The organism is Mesorhizobium sp. B2-5-4 (assembly GCF_006441095.1).
In the GTDB taxonomy this organism is placed as follows: Bacteria; Pseudomonadota; Alphaproteobacteria; order Rhizobiales; family Rhizobiaceae; genus Mesorhizobium; species Mesorhizobium salmacidum.
This window is the reverse complement of sequence record NZ_VFUR01000011.1, coordinates 69,675-91,935: the sequence shown is the minus strand read 5'-3', so window position 1 is coordinate 91,935 and position 22,261 is coordinate 69,675. Positions and strand designations below refer to the sequence as shown.

General features: G+C 63.1%; 16 protein-coding genes. 7 read left to right on the top strand and 9 right to left on the bottom strand.

Annotation, left to right across the window (positions count from 1 at the left end; translation table 11 throughout):
• Nucleotides 1–14: 14 nt before the first annotated feature.
• Together FJ492_RS16000 and FJ492_RS15995 are read right to left on the bottom strand one after the other, a co-directional pair.
• Entirely contained in the window at nucleotides 15–374 is a 360-nt protein-coding gene (locus FJ492_RS16000) for a diacylglycerol kinase (protein WP_140503624.1), read from the bottom strand.
• A gap of 78 nt (nucleotides 375–452) precedes the next feature.
• On the bottom strand, nucleotides 453–869 hold the full coding sequence (locus FJ492_RS15995) for a GFA family protein (RefSeq protein ID WP_140503622.1): 417 nt from the start codon (nucleotides 867–869) through the stop codon (nucleotides 453–455).
• Between the two features lie 398 nt (nucleotides 870–1,267).
• Between FJ492_RS15995 and FJ492_RS15990 the strand changes: the two genes are divergently transcribed.
• Nucleotides 1,268–2,338 (top strand): diguanylate cyclase, encoded by a 1,071-nt coding sequence (locus tag FJ492_RS15990; protein ID WP_140770847.1) that lies wholly within the window; start codon nucleotides 1,268–1,270, stop codon nucleotides 2,336–2,338.
• Between the two features lie 102 nt (nucleotides 2,339–2,440).
• Here the strand turns inward: FJ492_RS15990 and FJ492_RS15985 are convergent, their stop codons facing one another.
• From FJ492_RS15985 to FJ492_RS15975, 3 genes are all read right to left on the bottom strand, one after another.
• Nucleotides 2,441–3,814: a 3-deoxy-7-phosphoheptulonate synthase class II gene (locus tag FJ492_RS15985; RefSeq protein ID WP_140750092.1), complete on the bottom strand. Its 1,374-nt coding sequence runs from the start codon at nucleotides 3,812–3,814 to the stop codon at nucleotides 2,441–2,443.
• A gap of 158 nt (nucleotides 3,815–3,972) precedes the next feature.
• Nucleotides 3,973–7,470 (bottom strand): transcription-repair coupling factor, encoded by a 3,498-nt coding sequence (gene mfd, locus FJ492_RS15980; RefSeq protein ID WP_140770845.1) that lies wholly within the window; start codon nucleotides 7,468–7,470, stop codon nucleotides 3,973–3,975.
• Nucleotides 7,471–7,541: 71 nt separating this feature from the next.
• Complete coding sequence (locus FJ492_RS15975; RefSeq protein ID WP_140770843.1) at nucleotides 7,542–7,829, bottom strand: succinate dehydrogenase assembly factor 2; 288 nt, start codon at nucleotides 7,827–7,829, stop codon at nucleotides 7,542–7,544.
• Nucleotides 7,830–7,922: 93 nt separating this feature from the next.
• Here FJ492_RS15975 and recG point away from each other — a divergent pair, with 93 nt between their 5' ends.
• A complete protein-coding gene (gene recG, locus FJ492_RS15970; RefSeq protein WP_140770841.1) occupies nucleotides 7,923–10,031 on the top strand; it encodes an ATP-dependent DNA helicase RecG in 2,109 nt (702 codons plus the stop codon).
• Here the strand turns inward: recG and FJ492_RS15965 are convergent.
• The 4 genes from FJ492_RS15965 to FJ492_RS15950 form a co-directional block, all read right to left on the bottom strand.
• Nucleotides 9,983–10,735: a DUF502 domain-containing protein gene (locus tag FJ492_RS15965; RefSeq protein WP_140503612.1), complete on the bottom strand. Its 753-nt coding sequence runs from the start codon at nucleotides 10,733–10,735 to the stop codon at nucleotides 9,983–9,985. The genes recG and FJ492_RS15965 overlap by 49 nt on opposite strands.
• 91 nt (nucleotides 10,736–10,826) lie before the next feature.
• Entirely contained in the window at nucleotides 10,827–12,650 is a 1,824-nt protein-coding gene (glmS, locus tag FJ492_RS15960) for a glutamine--fructose-6-phosphate transaminase (isomerizing) (protein ID WP_140503610.1), read from the bottom strand.
• A 202-nt stretch (nucleotides 12,651–12,852) separates the two neighbouring features.
• Entirely contained in the window at nucleotides 12,853–14,229 is a 1,377-nt protein-coding gene (gene glmU, locus FJ492_RS15955) for a bifunctional UDP-N-acetylglucosamine diphosphorylase/glucosamine-1-phosphate N-acetyltransferase GlmU (protein ID WP_140770839.1), read from the bottom strand.
• A 160-nt stretch (nucleotides 14,230–14,389) separates the two neighbouring features.
• On the bottom strand, nucleotides 14,390–15,136 hold the full coding sequence (locus tag FJ492_RS15950) for a cytochrome c biogenesis CcdA family protein (protein WP_140503606.1): 747 nt from the start codon (nucleotides 15,134–15,136) through the stop codon (nucleotides 14,390–14,392).
• A 170-nt stretch (nucleotides 15,137–15,306) separates the two neighbouring features.
• Between FJ492_RS15950 and FJ492_RS15945 the strand changes: the two genes are divergently transcribed.
• The 5 genes from FJ492_RS15945 to FJ492_RS15925 all read left to right on the top strand — a co-directional run bounded on the left by FJ492_RS15945 (nucleotide 15,307) and on the right by FJ492_RS15925 (nucleotide 22,225).
• A complete protein-coding gene (locus FJ492_RS15945; protein ID WP_140503604.1) occupies nucleotides 15,307–15,684 on the top strand; it encodes a hypothetical protein in 378 nt (125 codons plus the stop codon).
• A gap of 343 nt (nucleotides 15,685–16,027) precedes the next feature.
• Nucleotides 16,028–18,664 (top strand): type I DNA topoisomerase, encoded by a 2,637-nt coding sequence (gene topA / locus FJ492_RS15940; protein ID WP_140770837.1) that lies wholly within the window; start codon nucleotides 16,028–16,030, stop codon nucleotides 18,662–18,664.
• 6 nt (nucleotides 18,665–18,670) lie between these two features.
• Complete coding sequence (gene rnr / locus FJ492_RS15935; protein WP_140770835.1) at nucleotides 18,671–20,977, top strand: ribonuclease R; 2,307 nt, start codon at nucleotides 18,671–18,673, stop codon at nucleotides 20,975–20,977.
• Complete coding sequence (locus FJ492_RS15930; RefSeq protein WP_181165998.1) at nucleotides 20,977–21,411, top strand: DUF983 domain-containing protein; 435 nt, start codon at nucleotides 20,977–20,979, stop codon at nucleotides 21,409–21,411. Before rnr ends, FJ492_RS15930 begins: the two co-directional genes overlap by 1 nt.
• Nucleotides 21,412–21,484: 73 nt before the next feature.
• Nucleotides 21,485–22,225 carry an NUDIX hydrolase gene (locus tag FJ492_RS15925; protein ID WP_140503597.1) on the top strand — a complete coding sequence of 247 codons (741 nt, stop codon included), beginning with the start codon at nucleotides 21,485–21,487 and terminating at the stop codon, nucleotides 22,223–22,225.
• Nucleotides 22,226–22,261: the final 36 nt, after the last annotated feature.

Genomic DNA, 22,261 nt, shown 5'->3' with positions numbered 1-22,261 from the left:
CAGGGATCAAAGTTTCAGATCTGCACCCCCGCTATGCGCTCGATGAGAGCGATGCCCCAGACGCCGCCGGCAATCACGACTGAAATCAGCACCGCCAGCGAGCCGCAATCCTTGGCGAGCTGGATGTCGATATGGAACTCACGAGAAATTGCGTCGCACGCCGCCTCGATGCCGGTGTTCAGAACTTCGACCATGATCAAGAGGAGCACCGCGCCGATCAGCAGCGCGTAACCACGCCACGACACCGAAACGAACCAGCCAGCGGGCAACGCCAGCACCAGCAGCATCAGTTCCTGCTGGAAAGCCTTCTCGCTGACCGCAAGCTTGCGAAATGCCCGCACCGAATTGATAAATGCATCGATCAGCCGCTGCATGCCAAGGCCCCTCTCGGAATCACCGGCCCGGGATAAAGCAATGCCCCGATCAATGGAATAAGGCTGATCGTCCAAATTTCATTCAGCGACCGGTATGGATGGCGTCGACTTTTCAAACTGCGGCAGGCCGTCGTCGATCGAATAGTAGTCGCCTTTGTCGCCGACGAAGATATGGCATTCGCCCTTGAGCGCTGTCGGCGTGTCGAACGATCCCGCCAGAACCGAGGTATAAGCCTCGTCCCGTGGCTTCCAGAACAGCAGCGAGCCGCATGTCTTGCAAAAGCCGCGCTTGGCAAAGGAAGAAGCCTCGTACCAGGTGATGCTTTCCGTACCGTCGATCACGATGTCGGGGTCGGCAACATTGGTCGCTGCATAGAAATGCCCGCTCTGTTTGCGGCATTGCGAACAATGGCAGTAGACAACGCCACGCAACGTCCCACTTGTCCGGAAGCGGACCGCTCCGCACAGACATGATCCATGGTGGTTGTCGCTCATTTCCGCACTCCTCGAAGAAACTTCGTCCGGCATCACTGTCAAGATTCCAGCTTCGCGGTGGTTACGCGCAAGCAAATACGACATCGATTGGCGTAACGAATTCGAAATTCAGTTTCATTTGCAGCAGTTTCAAATTCAAAGCGCCAAATAGGGTGTTATCCCGGGATCGCGATGCAAAACTTTACGCGCGTACAGTCACAGCTAGAGAAAACCTGTGGAAGTCGTGCGAATTAAGGAAACTTTAGCGCCGACGCAACTATGATCTCACAAGCGAAGGGTGCGGATGGGGCCGCGCCTCTTCGCAAGATGTTCTGGAGCATTGGGTAGCGCTCCCCAGGTCGGCGATCAATGGACCCGCGAATTCTGCGTCGGGATCCGAGGGGAAGAGTGAATCAGATATGCAGCCGGCAGCAGTCTCGACCGAACGAAGCACCGATATCGCAACCACCGTTGTCGCGACCATGCGCCAGCTTGGCGTACTCGGCCTGCCACGCAACTACGAGATTTTCTATGAGGCCTTGAGCGGCACCAATCGCGAGCTCAGCCTCGCCGTCGTGTCGTTGAGCAACCGGCCGACGCAGGACGAACTCGATCAGATCGGGCGCATCTTCTTCGCCCATAACCATGGTCCCGGCATTGTCGAGCATGCCAGAGATGTCATCGCCCGAGAACTCGAGGAGGTCGCGTCGCTCCTGCGCAGCGAGCGCAGCCACATCGAAAAATACGGCAGGATCCTCGATGAGACATCAAGCGGCCTGAGCAACCGCAGCCTTCTCTCTCAGGACCTTCTGCAAAAGATCGCCAACGCAATGACCATCGCGACCAATTCGACGATCGATCACGGCCGGCAGATCGCCTCGACGCTCAGCGACAAGACGGCAGAACTCGAGAGCGTCAAGTCGAAGCTCGAGGAATACAAGCGGCTGGCCGACACGGATCCGTTGACCAAGATCTGGAACCGCCGCGCCTTCGACAAGGAAATCACCAGGATCTACAACAGCAACAAGGGTATCCTGTTCAATGCCCTGATCCTCGTCGACATCGATCGGTTCAAGGACATCAACGACCGCTACGGCCATCCTGTCGGCGACAAGATCATCCAGATCATCGCCGAGATTTTCCAGACCAGCATTCGTGGCGACATGTTCGTCGCCCGCACCGGCGGCGAGGAGTTCGCGCTGATCATCGAGGGCGCCAGCGAGGACGCAACCTACGAGATCGCGGAACGCATTCGCGCCCTGATCGAGCAGACGCCGTTCACCAGCAGCCAGACCGGCATGAATTACGGCACGGTGACGGTATCGATGGGTATCTGCATGGCGTCCGAGGCCGAAGGCCCCGAGGACCTCTACACCAAGGCGGATCGGGCGCTCTATCGCTCGAAAGTCAGTGGCCGCAACCGCGTTACCAGGCATTCGGCCATGGCAGGGCGCGCCGGCAAGAGCTGGCTGCTCTACAAGCAAGACTGAAGCTTTTGCGGTTGCACCGGCACTGTCGGAGGCAAAAGATGAAAACGGAAAAGGCGCCGGGTTTCCCAGGCGCCTTTGCTTTATCGATCCAATTGATCCGGCTCAGCCGTTCGCGACCTGCTTGTGCTGCACCGGATGGCTCTTCTTCAACAGGTCCGAGACCAGGAACGCCAGTTCGATTGCCTGGTCGGCATTGAGGCGCGGATCGCAATGGGTGTGGTAGCGGTCCTGCAACTCCTCGGCCGTGATGGCGCGCGCGCCACCGGTGCATTCGGTGACGTTCTTGCCGGTCATCTCGACATGGATGCCGCCTGGATGAGTGCCTTCGGCGCGGTGCACCTCGAAGAAGGTCTGCACCTCCTTCAGGATGCGGTCGAAGGGCCGCGTCTTGTAGCCGGCCGCTTCGATCGTGTTGCCGTGCATCGGGTCCGACGACCAGACCACGCTGCGGCCTTCCTTCTGCACCGCGCGCACCAGCTTCGGCAGATGGTCGGCAACCTTGTCCGAACCGAAGCGGGCGATCAGCGTCAATCGCCCCGGCTCATTCTCGGGGTTCAACAGATCGATCAGTTCCAGCAGGCCGTCCGGCGTCAGCGACGGACCGCATTTCAGGCCGAGCGGGTTCTTGATGCCGCGGCAATATTCGACGTGCGCGTGATCGGGTTGGCGCGTGCGGTCGCCGATCCAGATCATATGGCCCGACGTGGCGTACCAGTCGCCGGAGGTCGAATCCACACGGGTCAGCGCCTCCTCGTAGCCGAGCAGCAGCGCCTCGTGGCTGGTGTAGAAGTCGGTTTCACGCAGCGCGAAATTGGTTTCCGACGTAATGCCGACGGCGCGCATGAAATCCATGGTCTCGGTGATGCGGTTGGCAAGCGATTCGTATTTCTCGCCCTGCGGGCTGTCGGAGACGAAGCCGAGCATCCAGCGATGCACATTCTCCAGGTTGGCATAGCCGCCCTGCGCGAAGGCACGCAGAAGATTGAGCGTCGCCGCCGACTGACGATAAGCCATTTCCTGGCGGGCAGGATCGGGAATGCGTGATTTCGCGTCGAATTCGATGCCATTGATGATGTCGCCGCGATAGCTCGGCAGCGTCACCTCGCCCTTGATCTCGTTGTCGGACGAGCGCGGCTTGGCGAACTGGCCGGCGACGCGGCCAACCTTCACCACTGGCTGCGCACCGGCGAAGGTCAGCACGACCGACATCTGCAGGAAGACGCGGAAGAAGTCGCGGATGTTGTCCGCGCCATGTTCGGCAAAACTCTCGGCGCAGTCGCCGCCCTGGAGCAGGAAGGCTTCCCCGGCGGCAACAGTCGCCAGCTGCTTCTTCAGCTTGCGCGCCTCGCCGGCGAAGACCAGCGGCGGAAAGGTGGCGAGTTGGGCTTCCGTGTTCTTCAGCGCCGCAAGGTCCGGATAAGCGGGAACCTGTTTGATCGGCTTTGCTCTCCACGAATTCGGCGACCATTTCGTCATCGCTGCACCCAACGCTCTTTCCGGCGAACACCTTGCCCGCCATTTCCAGCCCCTAAATGGGGTGGCGGCTCCATACACGAAGCCGATTTCCTATTCTAGACCGGAATTTCGGTGCTGGCGAATGGCTTGACGCCCCCGGGACGCCCCGAAAGGCGAGATCAGGCCGTCTTCTCAGCCAACTTCGCCAGTTGCGTCATGACGACAGCCGAGCCCGCCAGACGCTTCTCCGCCGTCGGCCAGTCGCGGATGAAGACCACGCTCTGGTCGGCCCGGATCTTGGCCAGCGAACCCTGCTCACCAATATACTTGACCAGTCCGACGGGGTTCGAAAATTCGCGCTTGCGGAAATGGATGACGACGCCCTTCGGCCCCGCATCGAGCTTCTCGACATTGGCCTTGCGGCAGAGCGCCTTGATGAAGACGATCTTGAGGAGATGTTTCACCTCCTCCGGCAGCGGGCCGAAACGGTCGATCAGCTCGGCGCCGAAGGCGTCGATTTCCTCGGTGTTTTCGAGATCGCCGAGACGGCGGTAGAGCGCCAGCCTGAGCTGCAGGTCCGGCACGTAGCCTTCCGGGATCATCACGGCGGTGCCGACGGCGATCTGCGGCGACCAGCCGCCATCCTGGACCTCGCCGGAATCCTTCACCTCGGCCACCGCCTCCTCCAGCATCTGCTGGTAGAGCTCGAAGCCGACCTCCTTGATGTGCCCGGACTGTTCCTCGCCGAGAAGATTGCCGGCGCCCCTGATGTCAAGGTCATGGCTGGCGAGCTGGAAGCCGGCGCCCAGCGTGTCGAGCGATTGCAGTACCTTCAGACGGCGCTCGGCGGTGTCGGTCAGCTTGCGGTTGGCCGGCAGGGTGAACAGCGCATAGGCGCGCACCTTCGAGCGCCCGACGCGGCCGCGCAGCTGATAGAGCTGCGACAGGCCGAACATGTCGGCGCGATGGATGATCAGCGTGTTGGCGGTCGGGATATCGAGGCCGGATTCGACGATTGTGGTCGATAGAAGCACGTCGTACTGGCCGTCATAAAAGGCGTTCATGATGTCGTCGAGTTCGCCCGGCGGCATCTGGCCGTGGGCCACCGCCACTTTCAGTTCGGGAACGGATTCCTTCAGGAAATCATGGATTTCCGCCAGATCGCTGATACGAGGCACGACATAGAAAGAATGCCCGCCACGGTAACGCTCACGCAGCAGCGTCTCGCGAATCACCAACGGATCGAACGGCGAGATGAAGGTGCGCACCGCCATGCGGTCGACCGGCGGCGTGGCGATGAGCGACAGTTCGCGCACGCCCGTCAGCGCCAGCTGCAGCGTGCGCGGGATCGGCGTCGCCGACAGCGTCAGCACATGGACGCCGGTCTTCAGGTCTTTCAGCCGCTCCTTGTGCTTGACGCCAAAATGCTGCTCCTCGTCAATAATCAGCAGGCCGAGATTCTTGAACGAGATGGCGGAACCGAGCAGCGCATGGGTGCCGATAACGATATCGACCTGCCCTTCGGCGATGCCCTTCTTGGTCTCGGCCAGATCCTTGGCACCGACCAGCCGCGAGGCCTGGGCGACACGAATGGGAAGCCCTGAGAAACGCTGCGAGAATGTCTTGAAATGCTGGCGCGACAACAGCGTCGTCGGCACCACCACCGCGACCTGAAACCCTTCCATCGCCGTGATGAAGGCGCCGCGCAGCGCCACTTCAGTTTTGCCAAAGCCGACGTCGCCGCAGATCAGCCGGTCCATCGGCTTGCCGGCGCCAAGGTCGCCGCGCACCGAGTCGATGGCCGTCTGCTGGTCGTCGGTTTCCTCGTAAGGGAAGCGGGCGGCAAACTCGTCGTAGAGGCCTTCGGCCGGCACCAGCGCCGGTGCGGCGCGCATCTGACGCTCGGCGGCGATGCGGATCAGTTGTCCGGCCATGTCGAGCAGGCGCCGCTTCAGCTTCGCCTTGCGCGACTGCCAGGCGCCGCCGCCCAGCTTGTCCAGCGTAGCCTCGGCCGTGTCGGAGCCGTAGCGCGACAGCAGCTCGATGTTTTCCACCGGCAGGAACAGCCGGTCGTCGCCGGCATAGTGGATTTCCAGGCAGTCATGCGGCGCGCCGACCGCTTCGATGGTGCGCAGGCCGATGAAACGGCCAATGCCATGGTCGGCATGGACGACAATATCGCCGGCCGACAAGGCCGAGGCTTCGGCGATGAAGTCGGACGCGCGCTTCTTGCGCTTCGAACGGCGGATCAGCCGGTCGCCCAGAATGTCCTGTTCGGCGACGACGACCAGCTTTTCAGTCTCAAAGCCGGATTCCAGCGGCAAAACCGCCAATGCGGCCTGTCCCGGCTCGAGCTGGTCGGCCTCCACCAACGTCTCGACCTGCTTGAGATTGCCGAGATGGTGCTCGGCCAGGATCTGGCCAAGCCGGTCGAGGGAGCCCTCGGTCCAGCCGGCGATGACGACGCGGCGGCGCGCCGCGCGCTCGTCGGCTATGTGTCGGACGACCACATCGAACACATTGACGTTCGGATCGGCTCGCTCCTCGACGAAGCTGCGGCCCTGGCGCGAGCCGGCGTGGAAGACTTTCTTGTTCCCCAGGTCCGGCGCGTCGAACACGGTAAAGTCGATGTCTTCGCGCCCGCCAAGCGAAGCCTTCAGATTCTCCGGCGAGAGATAGAGCAGATCCGGCGCCACCGGCTTGTAGGGAACCGCATCCTTGAGCGCCGCGTCAGCCTGCTTTTTGCGCGCCTCGTAGTGATCGAGGATCAGCGTATGGCGCTCGGCCAGCGCCTCATGCGCCAGATGGTCGAAAACCACGGGTGCGTCGGGCAGGTAATCGAACACCGTCTCCAGCCGGTCGTAGAAGAACGGCAGCCAATGCTCCATGCCGGCGAAGCGCCGGCCTTCGCTGACCGCCGCATAGAGTCCGTCGTCACGCTGGGGTGCGCCGAAAGCCTCGATATAGGAGCGGCGGAAGCGGCTGATGGTTTCCGGCGTCAGCGCCACTTCGCTCATCGCCTGCAGCGCCATCGACTTCCGCTGACCGGTGGTGCGCTGCGTGGCAGCGTCGAAGACGCGGATCGATTCCAGCGTGTCGCCGAAGAAATCAAGCCGCAGCGCCTCGGTCCAACCGGGTGCGAAGAGGTCGAGAATGCCGCCGCGCACCGCGAATTCGCCGATGCCGCGCACGGTCGGCACCCGCTCGAATCCCGACGTCTCCAGCCGTGCGATCAGCGCATTCATGTCGATCTGGTTGCCGGGTCTGGCGTGGAAGGTCTGCGCCTCGACAAGCTCAGCGGGCGGAATGCGCTGCAGCAGCGCGTTGGCGGTGGTGAGAATGACGGCACGGTGCGGTTTCTTCGCCAGCGCGATCATGGCGGTCAGTGCATCGAGGCGCTTGGCGGCGGCATCGGAACCGGGCGACACACGGTCGTATGGCAGGCAGTCCCAGGCAGGCAGTTCCAGCACAGGCAGCCCGGGCGCGACGAAGGACAGCGCCTCGACGATGGAAGGCAAGCGCTGGCCGTCGCGGGCCACGAACAGCACCGGCTTGTCGGGTGCGATTTCGAGTGCCGTCTGTACCAGCGCGAAGGCCTCGTAGCCGTCGGCGACACCGTCGACGATGAACTGGCCGGCGCGGCCCTTCGGCAAGCCAATGGTGGGGATGAGAGCCATCAAATCACGGTCTTGTTTATCGCAATTCCGAACGGAAAACCGCTTCGCACTTTTCCTGGAATTGCTTTTGTTCAGAATGTCATGGTCCGGCGTGACGCCAGGATTTTTTGCAGGACGGCACAGTCGATCTCCGCCGGCACCGGGCGTTCGCCCGTGACCAGCGGCAGGAATTCTGTGTCGGCAATATCGAGGAGCTTCTCATATTGGTCGATTTCCTCGGCGGTCAAGGTGCCGATCTCGGCATCGGCGAAGGTGCCGAGGATGAGGTCCATCTCGCGTAGGCCGCGATGCCAGGAGCGGAACAACAGCTTGCGGCGGTGGGCGTCCAGCCCCTCGCTTGATCGTTTCGTTCCGGTCATTGTGCCGCATCCTCGCTTCAAGCGGCGCATATAGCGTGGATAGTGGGCGGTGTCAGCCTTTGCGCTGCGGCCATCGCGACATAAGCTGACATCATGCGTCCTTCCATACTCGATCCCCTGTTTGTCCCGATCACCTCGCTTGCCGGCGTCGGGCCGAAGGTCGGTGCGTTGATCGAGAAGGTCGTGGCGGCCGACCTCGGCGATCGCGCCGCGCGCGCCGGTGACCTCCTGTTCGTGCTGCCCCACACCGTCATCGACCGCCGCAATCGGCCTGGCATCGCCCTCGCGGCCGAAGGCGCCATCGTGACGCTCGAGCTGCGCATAGACCGCCACCAGCCGCCGCCGCGCGGCAACAGGTCGGTGCCCTACCGGGTCTACGCCCATGACGATACCGGCGAAATCGGCCTGACCTTCTTCCATGCCCATGCCGCCTATCTCGAAAAGGCAATGCCTGTCGGCGAGCATGTCGTGGTGTCAGGCCGTATGGAATGGTTCAACGGACGCCCGACCATGGTCCATCCCGACCATATCGCACTCGCCGGCGAAGCCGAGAACCTGCCGCTGGTCGAGCCGGTCTATCCGCTGACCGCGGGGCTATCCGGCAAGGTGCTGCGCCGTGCGATCGGCCAGGCGCTCGGCCGCCTGCCGGACCTGCCGGAATGGCAGGATGATGCCTTCATGCGCCGCCAGAGCTTTCCGTCCGTTGGCAACGCGCTGACCCGTATCCATTATCCCGGCGATCCGCTCGATGTCGCGGTCGAAGGGGCTGCATGGCGCCGCCTCGCCTATGATGAATTGCTCGCCGGCCAGGTCTCGCTGGCCCTGGTGCGGGCAAAGGTGCGACGCCTGTCAGGCCGCCCTCTCGTCGGCGATGGCCGCATCGTCGAGGAGCTGCGCGCGGCCCTGCCCTATTCGCTCACTCCCTCGCAGGAATTCGCGCTCGCCGAAATCAACGCCGATCTCGCCGATCCAGAGCGCATGCTGCGGCTGCTGCAAGGCGATGTCGGTTCGGGCAAGACGGTCGTGGCTTTGTTGGCCATGGCACGCGCCGTCGAGGCCGGCGGCCAGGCGGCGCTGATGGCGCCGACCGAAATCCTGGCGCGCCAACATCTGGCGACGATCACCCCGCTTGCAGCCAAGGTCGGCTTGCGCGTCGCCATCCTGACCGGTCGTGAAAAGGGCCGCGAGCGAGCCGAAACACTGGCTGGTCTTGCCAGCGGCGAGATCGATATCATCGTCGGCACCCACGCGCTGTTTCAGGAAACGGTCAGCTTCCACGATCTGGTCCTGGCCGTCATCGATGAGCAGCATCGCTTCGGCGTTCATCAGCGGCTTGCCATCACCGCCAAGGGCGACGCGCCCGACATGCTGGTGATGACCGCGACCCCGATCCCGCGCACGCTGGTGCTGACCGCCTTCGGCGACATGGATGTCTCGAAGCTGACGGAAAAACCCGCCGGCCGTCAGCCGATCCGCACCGTCACGCTGCCGCTCGAACGGCTCGACGAGCTGGTCGGCCGCATGCTCGATGCCGTCGCGGATGGCCAGAAGATCTACTGGATTTGCCCGCTGGTCGAGGAATCCGAAGAAATCAAGCTAATGTCGGCCGAGGATCGTTTCGCTTCGCTGAAGCCGCTGTTCGGCGATCGCATCGGCCTTGTCCATGGCCGCATGAAGGGTGCCGAGAAGGACGAGGCGATGCATGCCTTCAAGCAAGGCGAGACGCGCATCCTGATCGCCACCACGGTCATCGAAGTCGGCGTCGATGTTCCTGACGCCACGATCATGGTCATCGAGCATGCCGAACGCTTCGGGCTCGCCCAGTTGCACCAGTTGCGCGGCCGGGTCGGACGCGGCGACAAGCCCTCTTCCTGCGTGCTGCTCTACAAGGACCCGCTTGGCGAGACCGCCAAACGCCGGCTGTCGGTGATGCGCGAGACCGAGGACGGCTTCCTGATCGCCGAAGAGGATCTGAAACTGCGCGGCGAAGGCGAATTGCTCGGTACCCGCCAGTCCGGCACGCCTGGTTTCCAGGTGGCGCGCATCGAGGTGCATGCCGATCTGCTGGAGGCCGCCCGAGACGACGCCAGGCTGATCCTATCGCGGGACCCCGAACTGCAATCGGATCGCGGCGAGGCGCTGCGGCTCCTGCTCTATTTGTTCGGCCGCGACGAGGCCGTGCGGCTCCTGCGCGCCGGATGAGGCCCTAGCGGCGGATTGGCCAAGGTTCCGTTGATCGGCTCACCGTTCAGCGTCACCAATTTCGTCTTCACCTCGGGGGCCACCAACCCGGCCGACACGATCAGCTTGGCGCCGTCCTCGATGGTCATGTCGAGCGGCACGATATCCGACTTCAGAACATACATCAGGAAACCGGTCGTCGGGTTCGGCGTGCACGGCATGAACACCGCAATCAGTGGATCGCCTTCCTGGTCGAGCTTCTGGTTGATCTCGGTTTCCTTCTCGCTGGCGACAAACACCAGCGACCACACGCCTTTGCGTGGATATTCGACCAGCCCAACTTGACGGAACATGTCGCCCTTATTCGACAGCACGGTCTCGAAAATCTGCTTCAGCGAGCCATAGATGCCGCGCACCAGGGGCATGCGGCCAAGCAGGCGCTCGCCAAAGCCGACGATGGCGCGGCCGACAATGTTGGCCGTCAGGAAGCCGATCAGCGTGATCAGGATGAGCGCGACGATCAGCCCGAACCCCGGAACCGGGAACGGCAGATAGCTGTCGGGACTGTAGCGCGCCGGAATATAGGGTTTGACCCAGGAATCGACCCAGCCGATGAAGGACCAGGCGATATAGGCGGTGATCGCCAGCGGCGCGCAGACGATGAAGCCCGTGAGGAAATAGTTCCTCAGCCGGGTCATGCCGGAAGTCTTCGAAGCGTCTGACATGGTTCACCGGGCACGGGTTGCGGCGCGACATTAGTGAACCGGAAGGCGCTTTGGAACTGCGAAGTTTTTAAACGCGCCTGTTTGTAGGCGCCTACTCCACCGTCACCGATTTCGCCAGATTGCGCGGCTGATCGACATCGGTGCCCATGAACACGGCGGCGAAATACGCAAGCATCTGGATCGGCAGCGCGTAGATGATGGGCGAGATGATTTCCGGCACATCCGGAAGCACGATGGTCTCCATCGTCTTCACGCTCACCTGTGCCGCGCCCTTGGCGTCGGTGATCAAGATGATCTTGCCGCCACGCGCCGCCACTTCCTGCATGTTGGACACGGTCTTTTCGAAGATGCGATCGTGCGGCGCAATCACGATCACCGGCATGTTCTCGTCGATCAGCGCGATCGGCCCGTGCTTCAGCTCACCCGCGGCATAGCCTTCGGCATGGATGTAGGAGATTTCCTTGAGCTTCAGCGCGCCTTCCATGGCCAGCGGGAAATTGGTGTCGCGTCCGAGATAGAGCACGTCCTTGTAGCGAGACAGCTCCCGCGCGATCCGTTCGATCTGTTGTTCGAGCTTCAGCACCTGGTTGGCATAGCGCGGCGCTTCGGAGAGCTCCCGCACCAATGTTTTCTCTTGCTCCTTCGAGATCGCCCCGCGCGCCACGCCGGCGCGCACGGCAAGCGACGCGAGCACAGACAACTGACAGGTGAAAGCCTTGGTCGAAGCGACGCCGATCTCAGGCCCCGCCAGCGTCGGCAGCACGACGTCGGATTCGCGCGCCATGGTCGATTCCCGCACATTGACGACCGCGCCGATCTTCATGCCGGCCTTGCGGCAATAGCGCAGCGAAGCCAGCGTATCGGCGGTCTCGCCGGACTGCGAGATGAAGAAGGCGGCATCGCTGGCCGACAGCGGCATCTCGCGGTAACGGAATTCCGACGCGACATCGATATCGACCGGCAGCCGAGCATAGCGCTCGAACCAGTATTTGCCGATCAGGCCGGCGAGATACGCAGTGCCGCAGGCGGAGATAGCCAGGCGGCCGATCTTGGCGAAATCGAATGGCAGGTCGAGCGGCTTGGAGACGCCGGAGACGAAATCGACGTAGTGCGCCAGTGTGTGCGAGATCACTTCGGGCTGCTCATGGATTTCCTTTTCCATGAAATGGCGGCGGTTGCCCTTGTCGACCATGAAGCTGGTCGACAGCGACTGCTGGCGCTTGCGGTCGACTTTCTTGCCGTCGATGTCGAAGATGGCGACGCTCTCGCGGCGCACCACCGCCCAGTCGCCGTCCTCGAGATAGGTGATCGAATTGGTGAATGGAGCGAGCGCGATGGCGTCGGAGCCCAAATACATCTCGCCATCGCCATGGCCGACCGCCAGTGGCGGGCCGTTACGCGCGCCGACAATCAGGTCCTCGTCACCCTTGAACATGATGGCCAGCGCAAAGGCGCCTTCCAGCCGCTTCAGCGCCTTGTGCGCGGCCTCGACCGGCTTCAGACCTTTCGCGAGTTCCCGTGCCACCAGATGCGCCACGACCTCGGTGTCGGTCTGCGACGAGAAGGAATAGCCGTCGCGGACCAGCTCGTCGCGCAGTTCGGCGAAATTCTCGATGATGCCGTTGTGAACGATGGCGACGCCCTCCGAAAAGTGCGGATGCGCATTGCTCTCGTTGGGCACGCCGTGGGTCGCCCAGCGTGTATGGCCGATACCGATCGTGCCGTCGAGCGGCTCATCCTTGAGCCGGCGTTCGAGGTTGACCAGCTTGCCCTCGGCACGGCGGCGGCCAAGTTGACCCTTTTCGATGGTGGCGACGCCTGCCGAGTCATAACCGCGATATTCGAGCCGCTTCAGCGCGTCGACGATGAGCGGCGCAACCTGCGAGTGGCCGACGATTCCAACGATACCGCACATGCAGACAGTCCCTGATTGCCCATGGAAAACCAGCGCTATTTAGGGGTGGCCGGCCTGCCGCGAAAGTCACATTGCATTTCGTCCGGTGTAACGGACACTTGCGCACGCATGCACCATGACAGACCGCTCTTGCAATCCGGTTACTGCAATCGTTCGTTTTTTTCGATTGCTTCGGCAAGAAAGCAGACTTGTCGACCAATGGCTAATGGTCGGCGCCGGCTGCCTTCTTCTTCGCCGCCGCGGCGGAAGCAAACCGTTCGCGCAACTCCTTCCCCTTACCGGGGATCGTCTTTTGGCGAGCCCGGCCGAAGGCCAGAGCGTCGTCGGGAACGGTTTCAGTGATGACACTGCCCGAGGCGATATAGCCGCCATTGCCGATGGTGACGGGTGCCACGAGCGAGGAATTGGAGCCGATGAAGGCGCCCTCGCCGATGTCGGTGAAGAATTTCGAATAGCCATCGTAGTTGCAGGTGATGGTGCCGGCGCCGATATTGGCGCCGGCGCCGACGCGAGCGTCACCGATATAGGTCAGGTGGTTGACCTTGGCGCCCTCCTCGATAACGGCCTGCTTGACCTCGCAGAAATTGCCGACCTTGGCCTTGTTCCTGAGATCGGCGCCTGGCCGCAGCCGTGCGAATGGCCCGACATCGCAATTGGAGGCGATGGTGGCGCCTTCGATATGACTGAAGGCGTGGATCTTGGCACCCGAGGCAACCATCACACCCGGTCCGAACCAGACATTGGGCTCGACGATCGTGTCGGCGCCGATTTCGGTATCGTGCGAGAAATAGACGGTTTCCGGCGCAATCAGCGTCACGCCCGACAGCATCGCCTCATGGCGACGGCGCTGTTGCCAGATGGCTTCGGCTTGCGCCAGTTCGGCGCGGTTGTTGATGCCGAGCGCGTTCTCGAAGCTGGCTTCGGTGGCGACGACATCGAGGCCCTGCGCGCCGGCAATCTCGACGATGTCGGTGAGATAATACTCGCCCTTGGCGTTCTTGTTGCCGACGGCGTCGAGCAGTTTCAGCGCGTGCGCGCCGGCTACCGCCATCATGCCGGCATTGCAGAAGCCGATCTTCTTCTCCGCCTCGGAACAGTCCTTCTCCTCGCGGATGGCGACGAGCCGGCCAGCTTGCTCGATCAGGCGGCCGTATCCGGCCGGATTTGGCGGGCGAAAACCAATGACCGCGACAGCGGCGCCCTCGGCCAGCTTCCGGCGCGCCGTTGCGAGCGCCTGCGCATCGATCAGCGGCGTGTCGCCAAACATGACAAGAACATCGTCATAACCCTTTGATATCGCTGCGCGGGCAGCGATCACTGCATGCGCCGTACCCAAGCGCTTTTCCTGCACGAAGGTCTCAGCCTCAGGTGCGAACTTCGCCGCCGTCTTGCGCATCTCGTCGGCGCCATGACCGATCACCAGCGCCACGCCGCTCGCACCAGCGGCCTCGGCCGCCTTCACCACATGGGCGACCATCGGCAACCCAGCGATCTGGTGCAGCACCTTCGGCAGCGCGCTCTTCATGCGTGTGCCTTCGCCGGCGGCGAGGATGACGGACAGGCAGGTTCTCTGGTTCATGGAAAGGCAACCATATGAAATGCGTTGGGAATCAAGACATGCTAGCAGTGGCGCCATGCTGCACCAATGCGGTTAAATTCCGGTGAGATGGTAGAGCAGCTGACTCTTTAATCAGCGGGTCCGCGGCTCAATCCCGTGCCTCGCCCCACGCCGATAAGCCTCAGCCCAACCGCCCCAACACCGGAAAATTCTCCAGCAGCCAGTAGGACACCGTCTGCACGCCGCCGGTGAGGAAGAACACGCCGGCGACCACCAGGAGCGCGCCGATCGCCTTCTCGACAAGGCCGAGGTGGACGCGGAACTTGCCGAGGAAGCGCATGAAGGCGCCGGAGAACAGCGCGGCGATCAGGAACGGGATGCCGAGGCCTAGCGAATAGGCGGCGAGCAGCAGCGCGCCCTCGCCCACGGTTTCGCGGCCGCCGGCCAGCGTCAGGATCGGCCCGAGCACCGGGCCGATGCAGGGCGTCCAGCCGAAGGCGAAGGCAAGTCCCATGACATAGGCGGCGACGGCGCTGGCCGGCTTGCCCTGCGACTGGAAACGCGCCTCCCGCGACAACAGCGGAATGCGCAGGATGCCCAAAAAGTTCAAGCCCATCAGGATGATCAGCACGCCGGCGCCCATTGCCAGCGGCTCCTGCCAGACGCGCAGCAACCGGCCGATGGTCGACGCGCCGGCACCGAGCGCGACGAAGACGGTCGAAAAACCGAGCACGAAGGCGATCGAGGAATAAAGCAGCGCGCCGCGCGCGCCTTCGCGGGCCGTCGCGCCCGCATTGCCGCGAAAATCGTCGACCGACACGCCGGCCATGTAGCAGAGATAGGGCGGCACCAGCGGCAGCACGCATGGCGACAGAAACGAGATGGCCCCCGCCCCGACCGCGCTGACATAGCCGATATCCAATGCCATTCCAAAGCTCCGACTGTTTGGCGACGATATAGCTGCACGCGGGTTGGTCCGCCAATCACCATCGTGTGGCAAGTCATCGCGGGCCGGGGAAGAAAGCACATGCGCAGGGCGTTGACACAACGAGGCCGCGACTTTCCGCGCGCCTGCGAATAACAGCCACGGAGATTTCCATGAAAACGACAATCGCAGCGCTGGCCGCGCTTCTGCTCAGCACCGCCGCCTCCTTTGCCGCAGATGCGTGGAAGGAAGCCGATGTCGGCGGCACCAAGATTTATACCGATGCCAAAGGCATGACGCTTTACACCTATGACAAGGACGAGAAAGGCAAGACCAATTGCTACGACAAATGCGCCACCAACTGGCCGCCGCTGAAGGCCAAGGCCGGCGCCAAGGCCGGCGACGAATGGAGCGTTGTCGATCGCACCGACGGCACCAAGATGTGGGCCTATGACGGCAAGCCCGTCTACACCTTCATCAAGGACAAGAAGGCCGGCGACATGAGCGGTGATGGCGTCGCCGGTGTCTGGCACATCGTCAAGGCCGATTAGGCTTACCCCTGCTCCCTGCCTGCGGGCGGGCAAGCTGGTCGCCGCATTCCTCTGTTCCAGCCGGCGGCCAGCATCGATCGACGGCAGGCGAGCGAACGGCTTTTCACGACTCGCCCGGAGTTTGAAGCGGGAGCTTCCGCCGACTCCCGACCGCCGTCGCCTTGACCGAAATTCTGTGATTTCTCCATACACTCTAAGAGTGTATTGCTGCTGGCACCTCCGCAATTTGGCCCCTTCCCCTTGACCGGATGCAAAAGCGCGGCCATGTGAGCGGCGAACAGAACCGAGATTTCGTCGCGCGCAGCGGAATTCTTCTGCCGCATCACAGCTGATATGAGACCTCATGGACGTCGTCGTCGTCGAATCGCCGGCCAAAGCGAAGACAATTAACAAATACCTGGGCAGGAACTACAAGGTTCTGGCCTCGTTCGGCCATGTCCGCGATTTGCCGGCCAAGGATGGCTCGGTGCGTCCGGATGAAGATTTCGCCATGTCCTGGGCGGTCGACACCGCGTCCGGCAAGCGTCTCGCCGACATCGCCAAGGCGGTCAAGGATGCCGACGGCCTGATCCTCGCCACCGACCCGGATCGCGAAGGCGAAGCGATCTCCTGGCACGTGCTGGAAGTCCTGAAGCAGAAGCGCGCGCTGAAGGACAAGCCAGTCAGCCGCGTCGTCTTCAACGCCATCACCAAATCGTCGGTGCTGGAGGCGATGGCCAATCCGCGCCAGATCGATGCGCCGCTGGTCGACGCCTATCTCGCCCGCCGGGCACTCGATTACCTCGTCGGCTTCACGCTGTCGCCGGTGCTGTGGCGCAAATTGCCGGGCGCCCGTTCGGCCGGCCGCGTCCAGTCGGTGGCGCTGCGCCTGGTCTGCGACCGCGAATCCGAAATCGAGCGCTTCATCCGCGAGGAATACTGGCAGATCGCTGCCATCCTCGGCACACCGCGCAACGAGACCTTCGAAGCTCGCCTGACCGCATTCGAGCGCAAGAAGCTGCAAAAGCTCGATATTTCCAATAAGGCGCAGGCCGACGACATCAAGGCAATGCTCGAGGGTGCTACCTTCAAGGCGCTATCCGTCGAAGCCAAGCCGACCAAGCGCAACCCCGGCCCGCCCTTCACCACCTCGACGTTGCAGCAGGCAGCCTCGTCGGGTCTCGGCTTCTCGGCCACGCGCACCATGCAGGTGGCGCAGCGGCTCTATGAGGGCATGGAGATCGGCGGCGAAACCACCGGCCTGATCACCTATATGCGAACCGACGGCGTGCAGATGGCGCCCGAGGCGATCGACGCCGCTCGCGATGCGGTCGCAAAGGAATTCGGCCCGAAATACTTGCCGGAAAAGCCGCGCCAGTACACCACCAAGGCCAAGAACGCCCAGGAAGCGCACGAAGCCATCCGCCCGACGGATTTCATGCGCACCCCGGCGTCGGTCCGGCAATATCTCGATGCCGACCAGGCACGGCTCTATGAACTGATCTGGAAGCGCGCCATCGCCAGCCAGATGCAGTCGGCCGAGATCGAGCGCACCACTGTCGAGATCGAGGCGCTGAATGGCGCCCGCACGGCCGAGCTTCGCGCCGTTGGCTCGGTCGTCCGCTTCGACGGCTTCATAGCCGCCTATACCGACCAGAAGGACGACGACACGGAAGACGAGGAAAACCGCCGTCTGCCGGCAATCAGCGCCGGCGAGCAGCTCGCCCGCCGTGCAATCAATGCCACCCAGCACACGACCGAGCCGCCGCCGCGCTATTCCGAGGCGTCGCTGATCAAAAAGCTGGAAGAACTCGGCATCGGCCGTCCCTCGACCTACACGGCGATCCTGAAGACGCTCGAGGACCGCGACTATGTCATGATCGACAAGCGCCGGCTGGTGCCGCAGGCCAAGGGCCGCCTGCTGTCGGCCTTCCTGGAAAGCTTCTTCGAGCGCTATGTCGAGTACGACTTCACCGCATCGCTGGAGGAAAAGCTCGACGAGATTTCCGACGGCAAGCTCGCCTGGAAGGACGTGCTGCGCGATTTCTGGAAGGATTTTTCCGGCGCCGTCGCCGACATCAAGGAATTGCGCGTCACCGATGTGCTCGATGCGCTGAATGAGGAACTGGCGCCACTGGTTTTCCCCGCCCGCGAGGACGGCTCCAATCCGCGCATCTGTCCGAAATGCGGCACCGGCAATCTGTCGCTGAAGCTCGGCAAGTTCGGCGCTTTCGTCGGCTGCTCGAACTATCCCGAATGCTCCTTCACCCGCCAGCTCGGCGACGCCGCAAATCCCAACGGGGAGAATGGCGGTGGCGAGGACGGCACCAAGATCCTTGGCAAGGATCCTTACACCGCCGAGGAAATCACGCTTCGCTCAGGCCGTTTTGGCCCCTACATCCAGCGCGGCGAGGGCAAGGAAGCCAAGCGCTCGAGCCTGCCCAAGGGCTGGACGCCTGAATCGATCGATCACGAGAAGGCGCTCGCCTTGCTGGGGCTGCCGCGCGACGTAGGCAAACATCCCGAATCCGGCAAGATGATCTCGGCGGGGCTCGGCCGCTATGGTCCGTTCGTGCTGCACGATGGCACCTACGCCAATCTGGACAGCATCGAGGACGTGTTCTCGATCGGCCTCAACCGCGCCGTCACCGTGATTGCCGAGAAGCAGTCCAAGGGCAAGGGCGGCCGCAACGGCGGCACGCCGGCAGCCCTGAAGGAGCTCGGCGACCATCCGGACGGCGGCGGCAAGATCGTCGTGCGCGACGGCAAATACGGACCCTACGTCAATTTCGGAAAGGTCAACGCCACGCTGCCCAAGGGCAAGGATCCGCAATCGGTGACCATCGAGGATGCGCTGGCGCTGATAGCCGAGAAGGAAGCCAAGGGCGGCGGCGGCAAGAAACCGTTCCGCAAGGCTGCGGCGGCCAAGGCCCCCACAACCAAGAAAACCTCAACCAAGAAGGCAGCCGCCAAGAAGCCGGCCGCGAAGAAAAAAGGGTAGAACGGCGTGGCACGCAGGATCACCGGAAGAAGCCACGGCGATCCCCGCACCGCCGACACCCGGGCCAAGGTCAAGGACAACTACCGGCCCTCGCGTGACGAAATCCTGCGCTACATCGCCGAAAACCCGGATCGCGCCGGAAAGCGCGACATCGCCAAGGCGTTCGCACTGCGCGGCGATGACCGCGTCTGGCTGAAGGATCTCCTGCGCGATCTGCAGGACGAAGGCGTTCTGACCAAGGAGCGCAAGCGGCTGGCCCGGGTCGGCACCCTGCCCCATGTCGCCGTGCTCGACATCTTTGGCCGCGATGGCGATGGTATCTTGCTGGCGCACCCGACCGAGGCGGTCGGCCCGGGCGAGCCTCCCGTGGTCTCGATCCGCGTTTCGCGTGGGGGCAGCGGACCAGCGCCAGGCATTGGCGACCGCGTGCTGGCCAAGACGTTTCCGACCGATGATCCGTCGGGGCCTGTCTATACCGGCCGGGTGATGAAGATCTTCGAGAAGCGCACGGATGCCGTCCTCGGTGTCTTCCGTGTGCTCCAGGACGGCAGCTTCCGCATCGAACCGGTGGAACGGCGCCAGCCTGAGCTGATCGTCGACAAGGAATTCCAGAACGGCGCCAAGAATGGCGATCTTGTCGAGGTCGAGCCCGCGCGCGCCTCCCGCTACGGGCTGCCGCGCGCCAAGGTGCTCAACGTGCTGGGTTCGCTGACCAGCGAAAAGGCGGTCTCGATGATCGCCATTCACGCGCACGACATCCCGCACATTTTTCCAGCCGATGTCATTGCCGAATCCGAGGCGGTGAAGCCGGCGACGCTTGCCCATCGCGAGGACTGGCGCGACCTGCCGCTGGTCACCATCGATCCGGCCGACGCCAAGGATCATGACGACGCTGTGTTCGCCACGCCTGACCTCGACGAGAAAAATCTCGGCGGCTTTGTCGCCACCGTCGCGATCGCCGATGTCGCCGCCTATGTCCGCTACGGCACGGCTCTCGACCGCGAGGCCATGAAGCGCGGCAATTCGGTCTATTTCCCCGATCGCGTCGTGCCGATGCTGCCCGAGCGCATCTCCAACGATCTCTGCTCGCTGCGCGAGGGTCAGGACCGTCCGGCGCTGGCGGTGCGCATGACCTTCTCCGCCGATGGCCGCAAGATCAGGCATTCCTTCCACCGCGTCATGATGAAGTCGGCGGCCAAGCTCGCCTACAGCCAAGCCCAGTCGGCGATCGACGGCGTGCCGGACGACAAGACCGGCCCGATCCTCGACACGGTGCTGAGGCCGCTATGGGACGCCTACGCGATCCTCAAGCGCGGCCGCGACAGCCGCCAGCCGCTCGAGCTCGACCTGCCGGAGCGCAAGATCCTGCTCAAGCCGGATGGCACGGTCGACCGCGTCATCGTGCCGGAGCGACTCGACGCCCACAAGCTGATCGAAGAGTTCATGATCCAGGCCAACGTCGCCGCGGCCGAAACGCTGGAGGGCAAGAAGCAGGCGTTGGTCTATCGCATTCACGACGCGCCGTCGCTGGCTAAGCAGGAATCGCTGCGCGAATTCCTGCAGACGCTTAGCCTGTCATTGGCGCGTGGTGCGCAGATGCGGCCCAGCCAGTTCAACGGCATTCTGGAGCGCGTACGCGGCGCCGACAACGAGGCGCTGGTCAACGAGGTGGTGCTGCGCTCGCAGAGCCAGGCCGAATATTCACCCAAGAACATCGGCCATTTCGGCCTCAACCTCAGCCGCTACGCGCATTTCACCTCGCCGATCCGCCGCTATGCCGATCTGATCGTCCATCGCGGCCTTATTGGCGCGCTCGACCTTGGTCCCGGAGGGCTGACGCAAGATGAGGAGGTTCGCCTCGAAGACGTTGCGGTGCTGATCTCCGGCACGGAACGGCGCGCAATGGCTGCCGAGCGCGACACAGTCGACCGGCTGATCTCCGCCTATCTCGCCGAGCGCATCAACGACCGCTTCGATGCCCGTATCTCCGGCGTCACCAAATCAGGACTTTTTGTCCAATTGCCGCAGTATGGCGCCGATGGTTTCATCCCTGTGTCAACTCTGGGCGGCGATTACTACATATACGACGAAACGGCTCGCTCCCTGTTCGGAGAACGCTCGGGCAAAGGCTACCAACTCGCGGACCGCGTCGAGGTCCGGCTCGTCGAGGTGGCGCCAATGGCCGGCGCGATGCGCTTCGAGATGTTGACCGACCCAAAGCCCCTGCCAGGCTCCAGCAGGTCGTTTCACAAGGCTAAGGGCCGCGCCCGTGCGTCGCAATCGCGACCGGGGCCGCGCGGCAGGAGACGATGATGGAACAAGAGGTTTTTGGCGGCGAGCATCACTCTGGCCGGGTTGCCCGCCCATTGTGGACGGCGATGAAGCGGGGCTTCTTGGGCCGCTGCCCGAATTGCGGCGAAGGCAAGCTCTTCCGCGGCTTCACCAAGACCGTCGAAACCTGCAGCGTCTGCGGCGAGGAGATTCATCACCATCGCGCCGACGATTTGCCCGCCTATCTGGTCATCGTCATCGTCGGCCACATCGTGCTCGGCGCCTTCATGGGTGTCGAGGCGACCTCGACCTTGTCCACCGGGGAGCACATCCTCATCTGGGTGCCCTTGACCATCCTTCTGTCGGTCGCGCTGCTGCAGCCGGTCAAAGGCGCCGTCATCGGATTGCAATGGGCGTTCTATATGCACGGGTTTGGTGGCGAAAAGGATGTGATCGAGCCGCATCCCGGGGCCTGAAATGTTGGCTGGCGCAACATGCCAATCGTTAGGGCTACTTTCGCATGCAAGAAGTTTCCGCTAGGTCCTGCGCATGGAAGCAATGACCAAGGCGGATGCCGACAAGCTCGATAACGGTCTTGCCACGCATGGCGGCCGGCCCCTGCGTCCGCGTGACGCCGCGACACTCATCCTGCTCGACCGCAAGGGCGACGACATCCTGGTGCTGATGGGACGCCGCCACGCCGCGCACGCCTTCATGCCCGGGAAATTCGTCTTCCCCGGCGGCCGCACCGACCCTGCCGACAGCCGCATCCCGACGGCGACCACACTTAACCAGCACGAAGAAGCCAAGCTGAGCGCCGGCCCTGGCCGCACCAGCCACGCCCGCGCCCGTGCCATCGCTTTGTCGGCGGTCCGCGAGACCTATGAGGAAGCCGGGCTGCTGATCGGCCGCAAAGGCGCCTTTGCCACGACCAGGCGCGATTGGCAGGCTTTCGTCGAACATGGCGTGGCGCCGTCGCTGGAGGCGTTGCGCTTTGTCGCGCGCGCCATCACGCCGCCGAACCGGGTGCGCCGCTTCGACACCCGCTTCTTCAGCGCCTGGCGTGACGACGTCGCCGTCGAATTGGCCGATGGCGGCCCGACCAACGAACTGGAGGAATTGGTCTGGCTGCCGCTCGCCAAGGCCAAGCAGGCTGATATACCCGACATCACCCGAATGATCCTGGATGAATTGGAAAAGCGGCTCGCCAATGATCCACTGCTGCGTCCGGGGGGCCCTGTCCCCTTCTACAGGCTTGTCCGCAACCGCTTCACCCGCGAACTTCTCTAGAGCAATTCCAGGAAAAGTGTGACGCGGTTTTCCGTC

Excerpts from the sequence above, each read along its gene's own strand:
- FJ492_RS16000 (WP_140503624.1), bottom strand. The coding sequence starts at position 374 with ATGCAGCGGCTGATCGATGCATTTATCAATTCGGTGCGGGCATTTCGC.
- FJ492_RS15995 (WP_140503622.1), bottom strand. The coding sequence starts at position 869 with ATGAGCGACAACCACCATGGATCATGTCTGTGCGGAGCGGTCCGCTTC.
- FJ492_RS15990 (WP_140770847.1), top strand. The coding sequence starts at position 1,268 with ATGCAGCCGGCAGCAGTCTCGACCGAACGAAGCACCGATATCGCAACC.
- FJ492_RS15985 (WP_140750092.1), bottom strand. The coding sequence starts at position 3,814 with ATGACGAAATGGTCGCCGAATTCGTGGAGAGCAAAGCCGATCAAACAG.
- mfd (WP_140770845.1), bottom strand. The coding sequence starts at position 7,470 with ATGGCTCTCATCCCCACCATTGGCTTGCCGAAGGGCCGCGCCGGCCAG.
- FJ492_RS15975 (WP_140770843.1), bottom strand. The coding sequence starts at position 7,829 with ATGACCGGAACGAAACGATCAAGCGAGGGGCTGGACGCCCACCGCCGC.
- recG (WP_140770841.1), top strand. The coding sequence starts at position 7,923 with ATGCGTCCTTCCATACTCGATCCCCTGTTTGTCCCGATCACCTCGCTT.
- FJ492_RS15965 (WP_140503612.1), bottom strand. The coding sequence starts at position 10,735 with ATGTCAGACGCTTCGAAGACTTCCGGCATGACCCGGCTGAGGAACTAT.
- glmS (WP_140503610.1), bottom strand. The coding sequence starts at position 12,650 with ATGTGCGGTATCGTTGGAATCGTCGGCCACTCGCAGGTTGCGCCGCTC.
- glmU (WP_140770839.1), bottom strand. The coding sequence starts at position 14,229 with ATGAACCAGAGAACCTGCCTGTCCGTCATCCTCGCCGCCGGCGAAGGC.
- FJ492_RS15950 (WP_140503606.1), bottom strand. The coding sequence starts at position 15,136 with ATGGCATTGGATATCGGCTATGTCAGCGCGGTCGGGGCGGGGGCCATC.
- FJ492_RS15945 (WP_140503604.1), top strand. The coding sequence starts at position 15,307 with ATGAAAACGACAATCGCAGCGCTGGCCGCGCTTCTGCTCAGCACCGCC.
- topA (WP_140770837.1), top strand. The coding sequence starts at position 16,028 with ATGGACGTCGTCGTCGTCGAATCGCCGGCCAAAGCGAAGACAATTAAC.
- FJ492_RS15930 (WP_181165998.1), top strand. The coding sequence starts at position 20,977 with ATGGAACAAGAGGTTTTTGGCGGCGAGCATCACTCTGGCCGGGTTGCC.
- FJ492_RS15925 (WP_140503597.1), top strand. The coding sequence starts at position 21,485 with ATGGAAGCAATGACCAAGGCGGATGCCGACAAGCTCGATAACGGTCTT.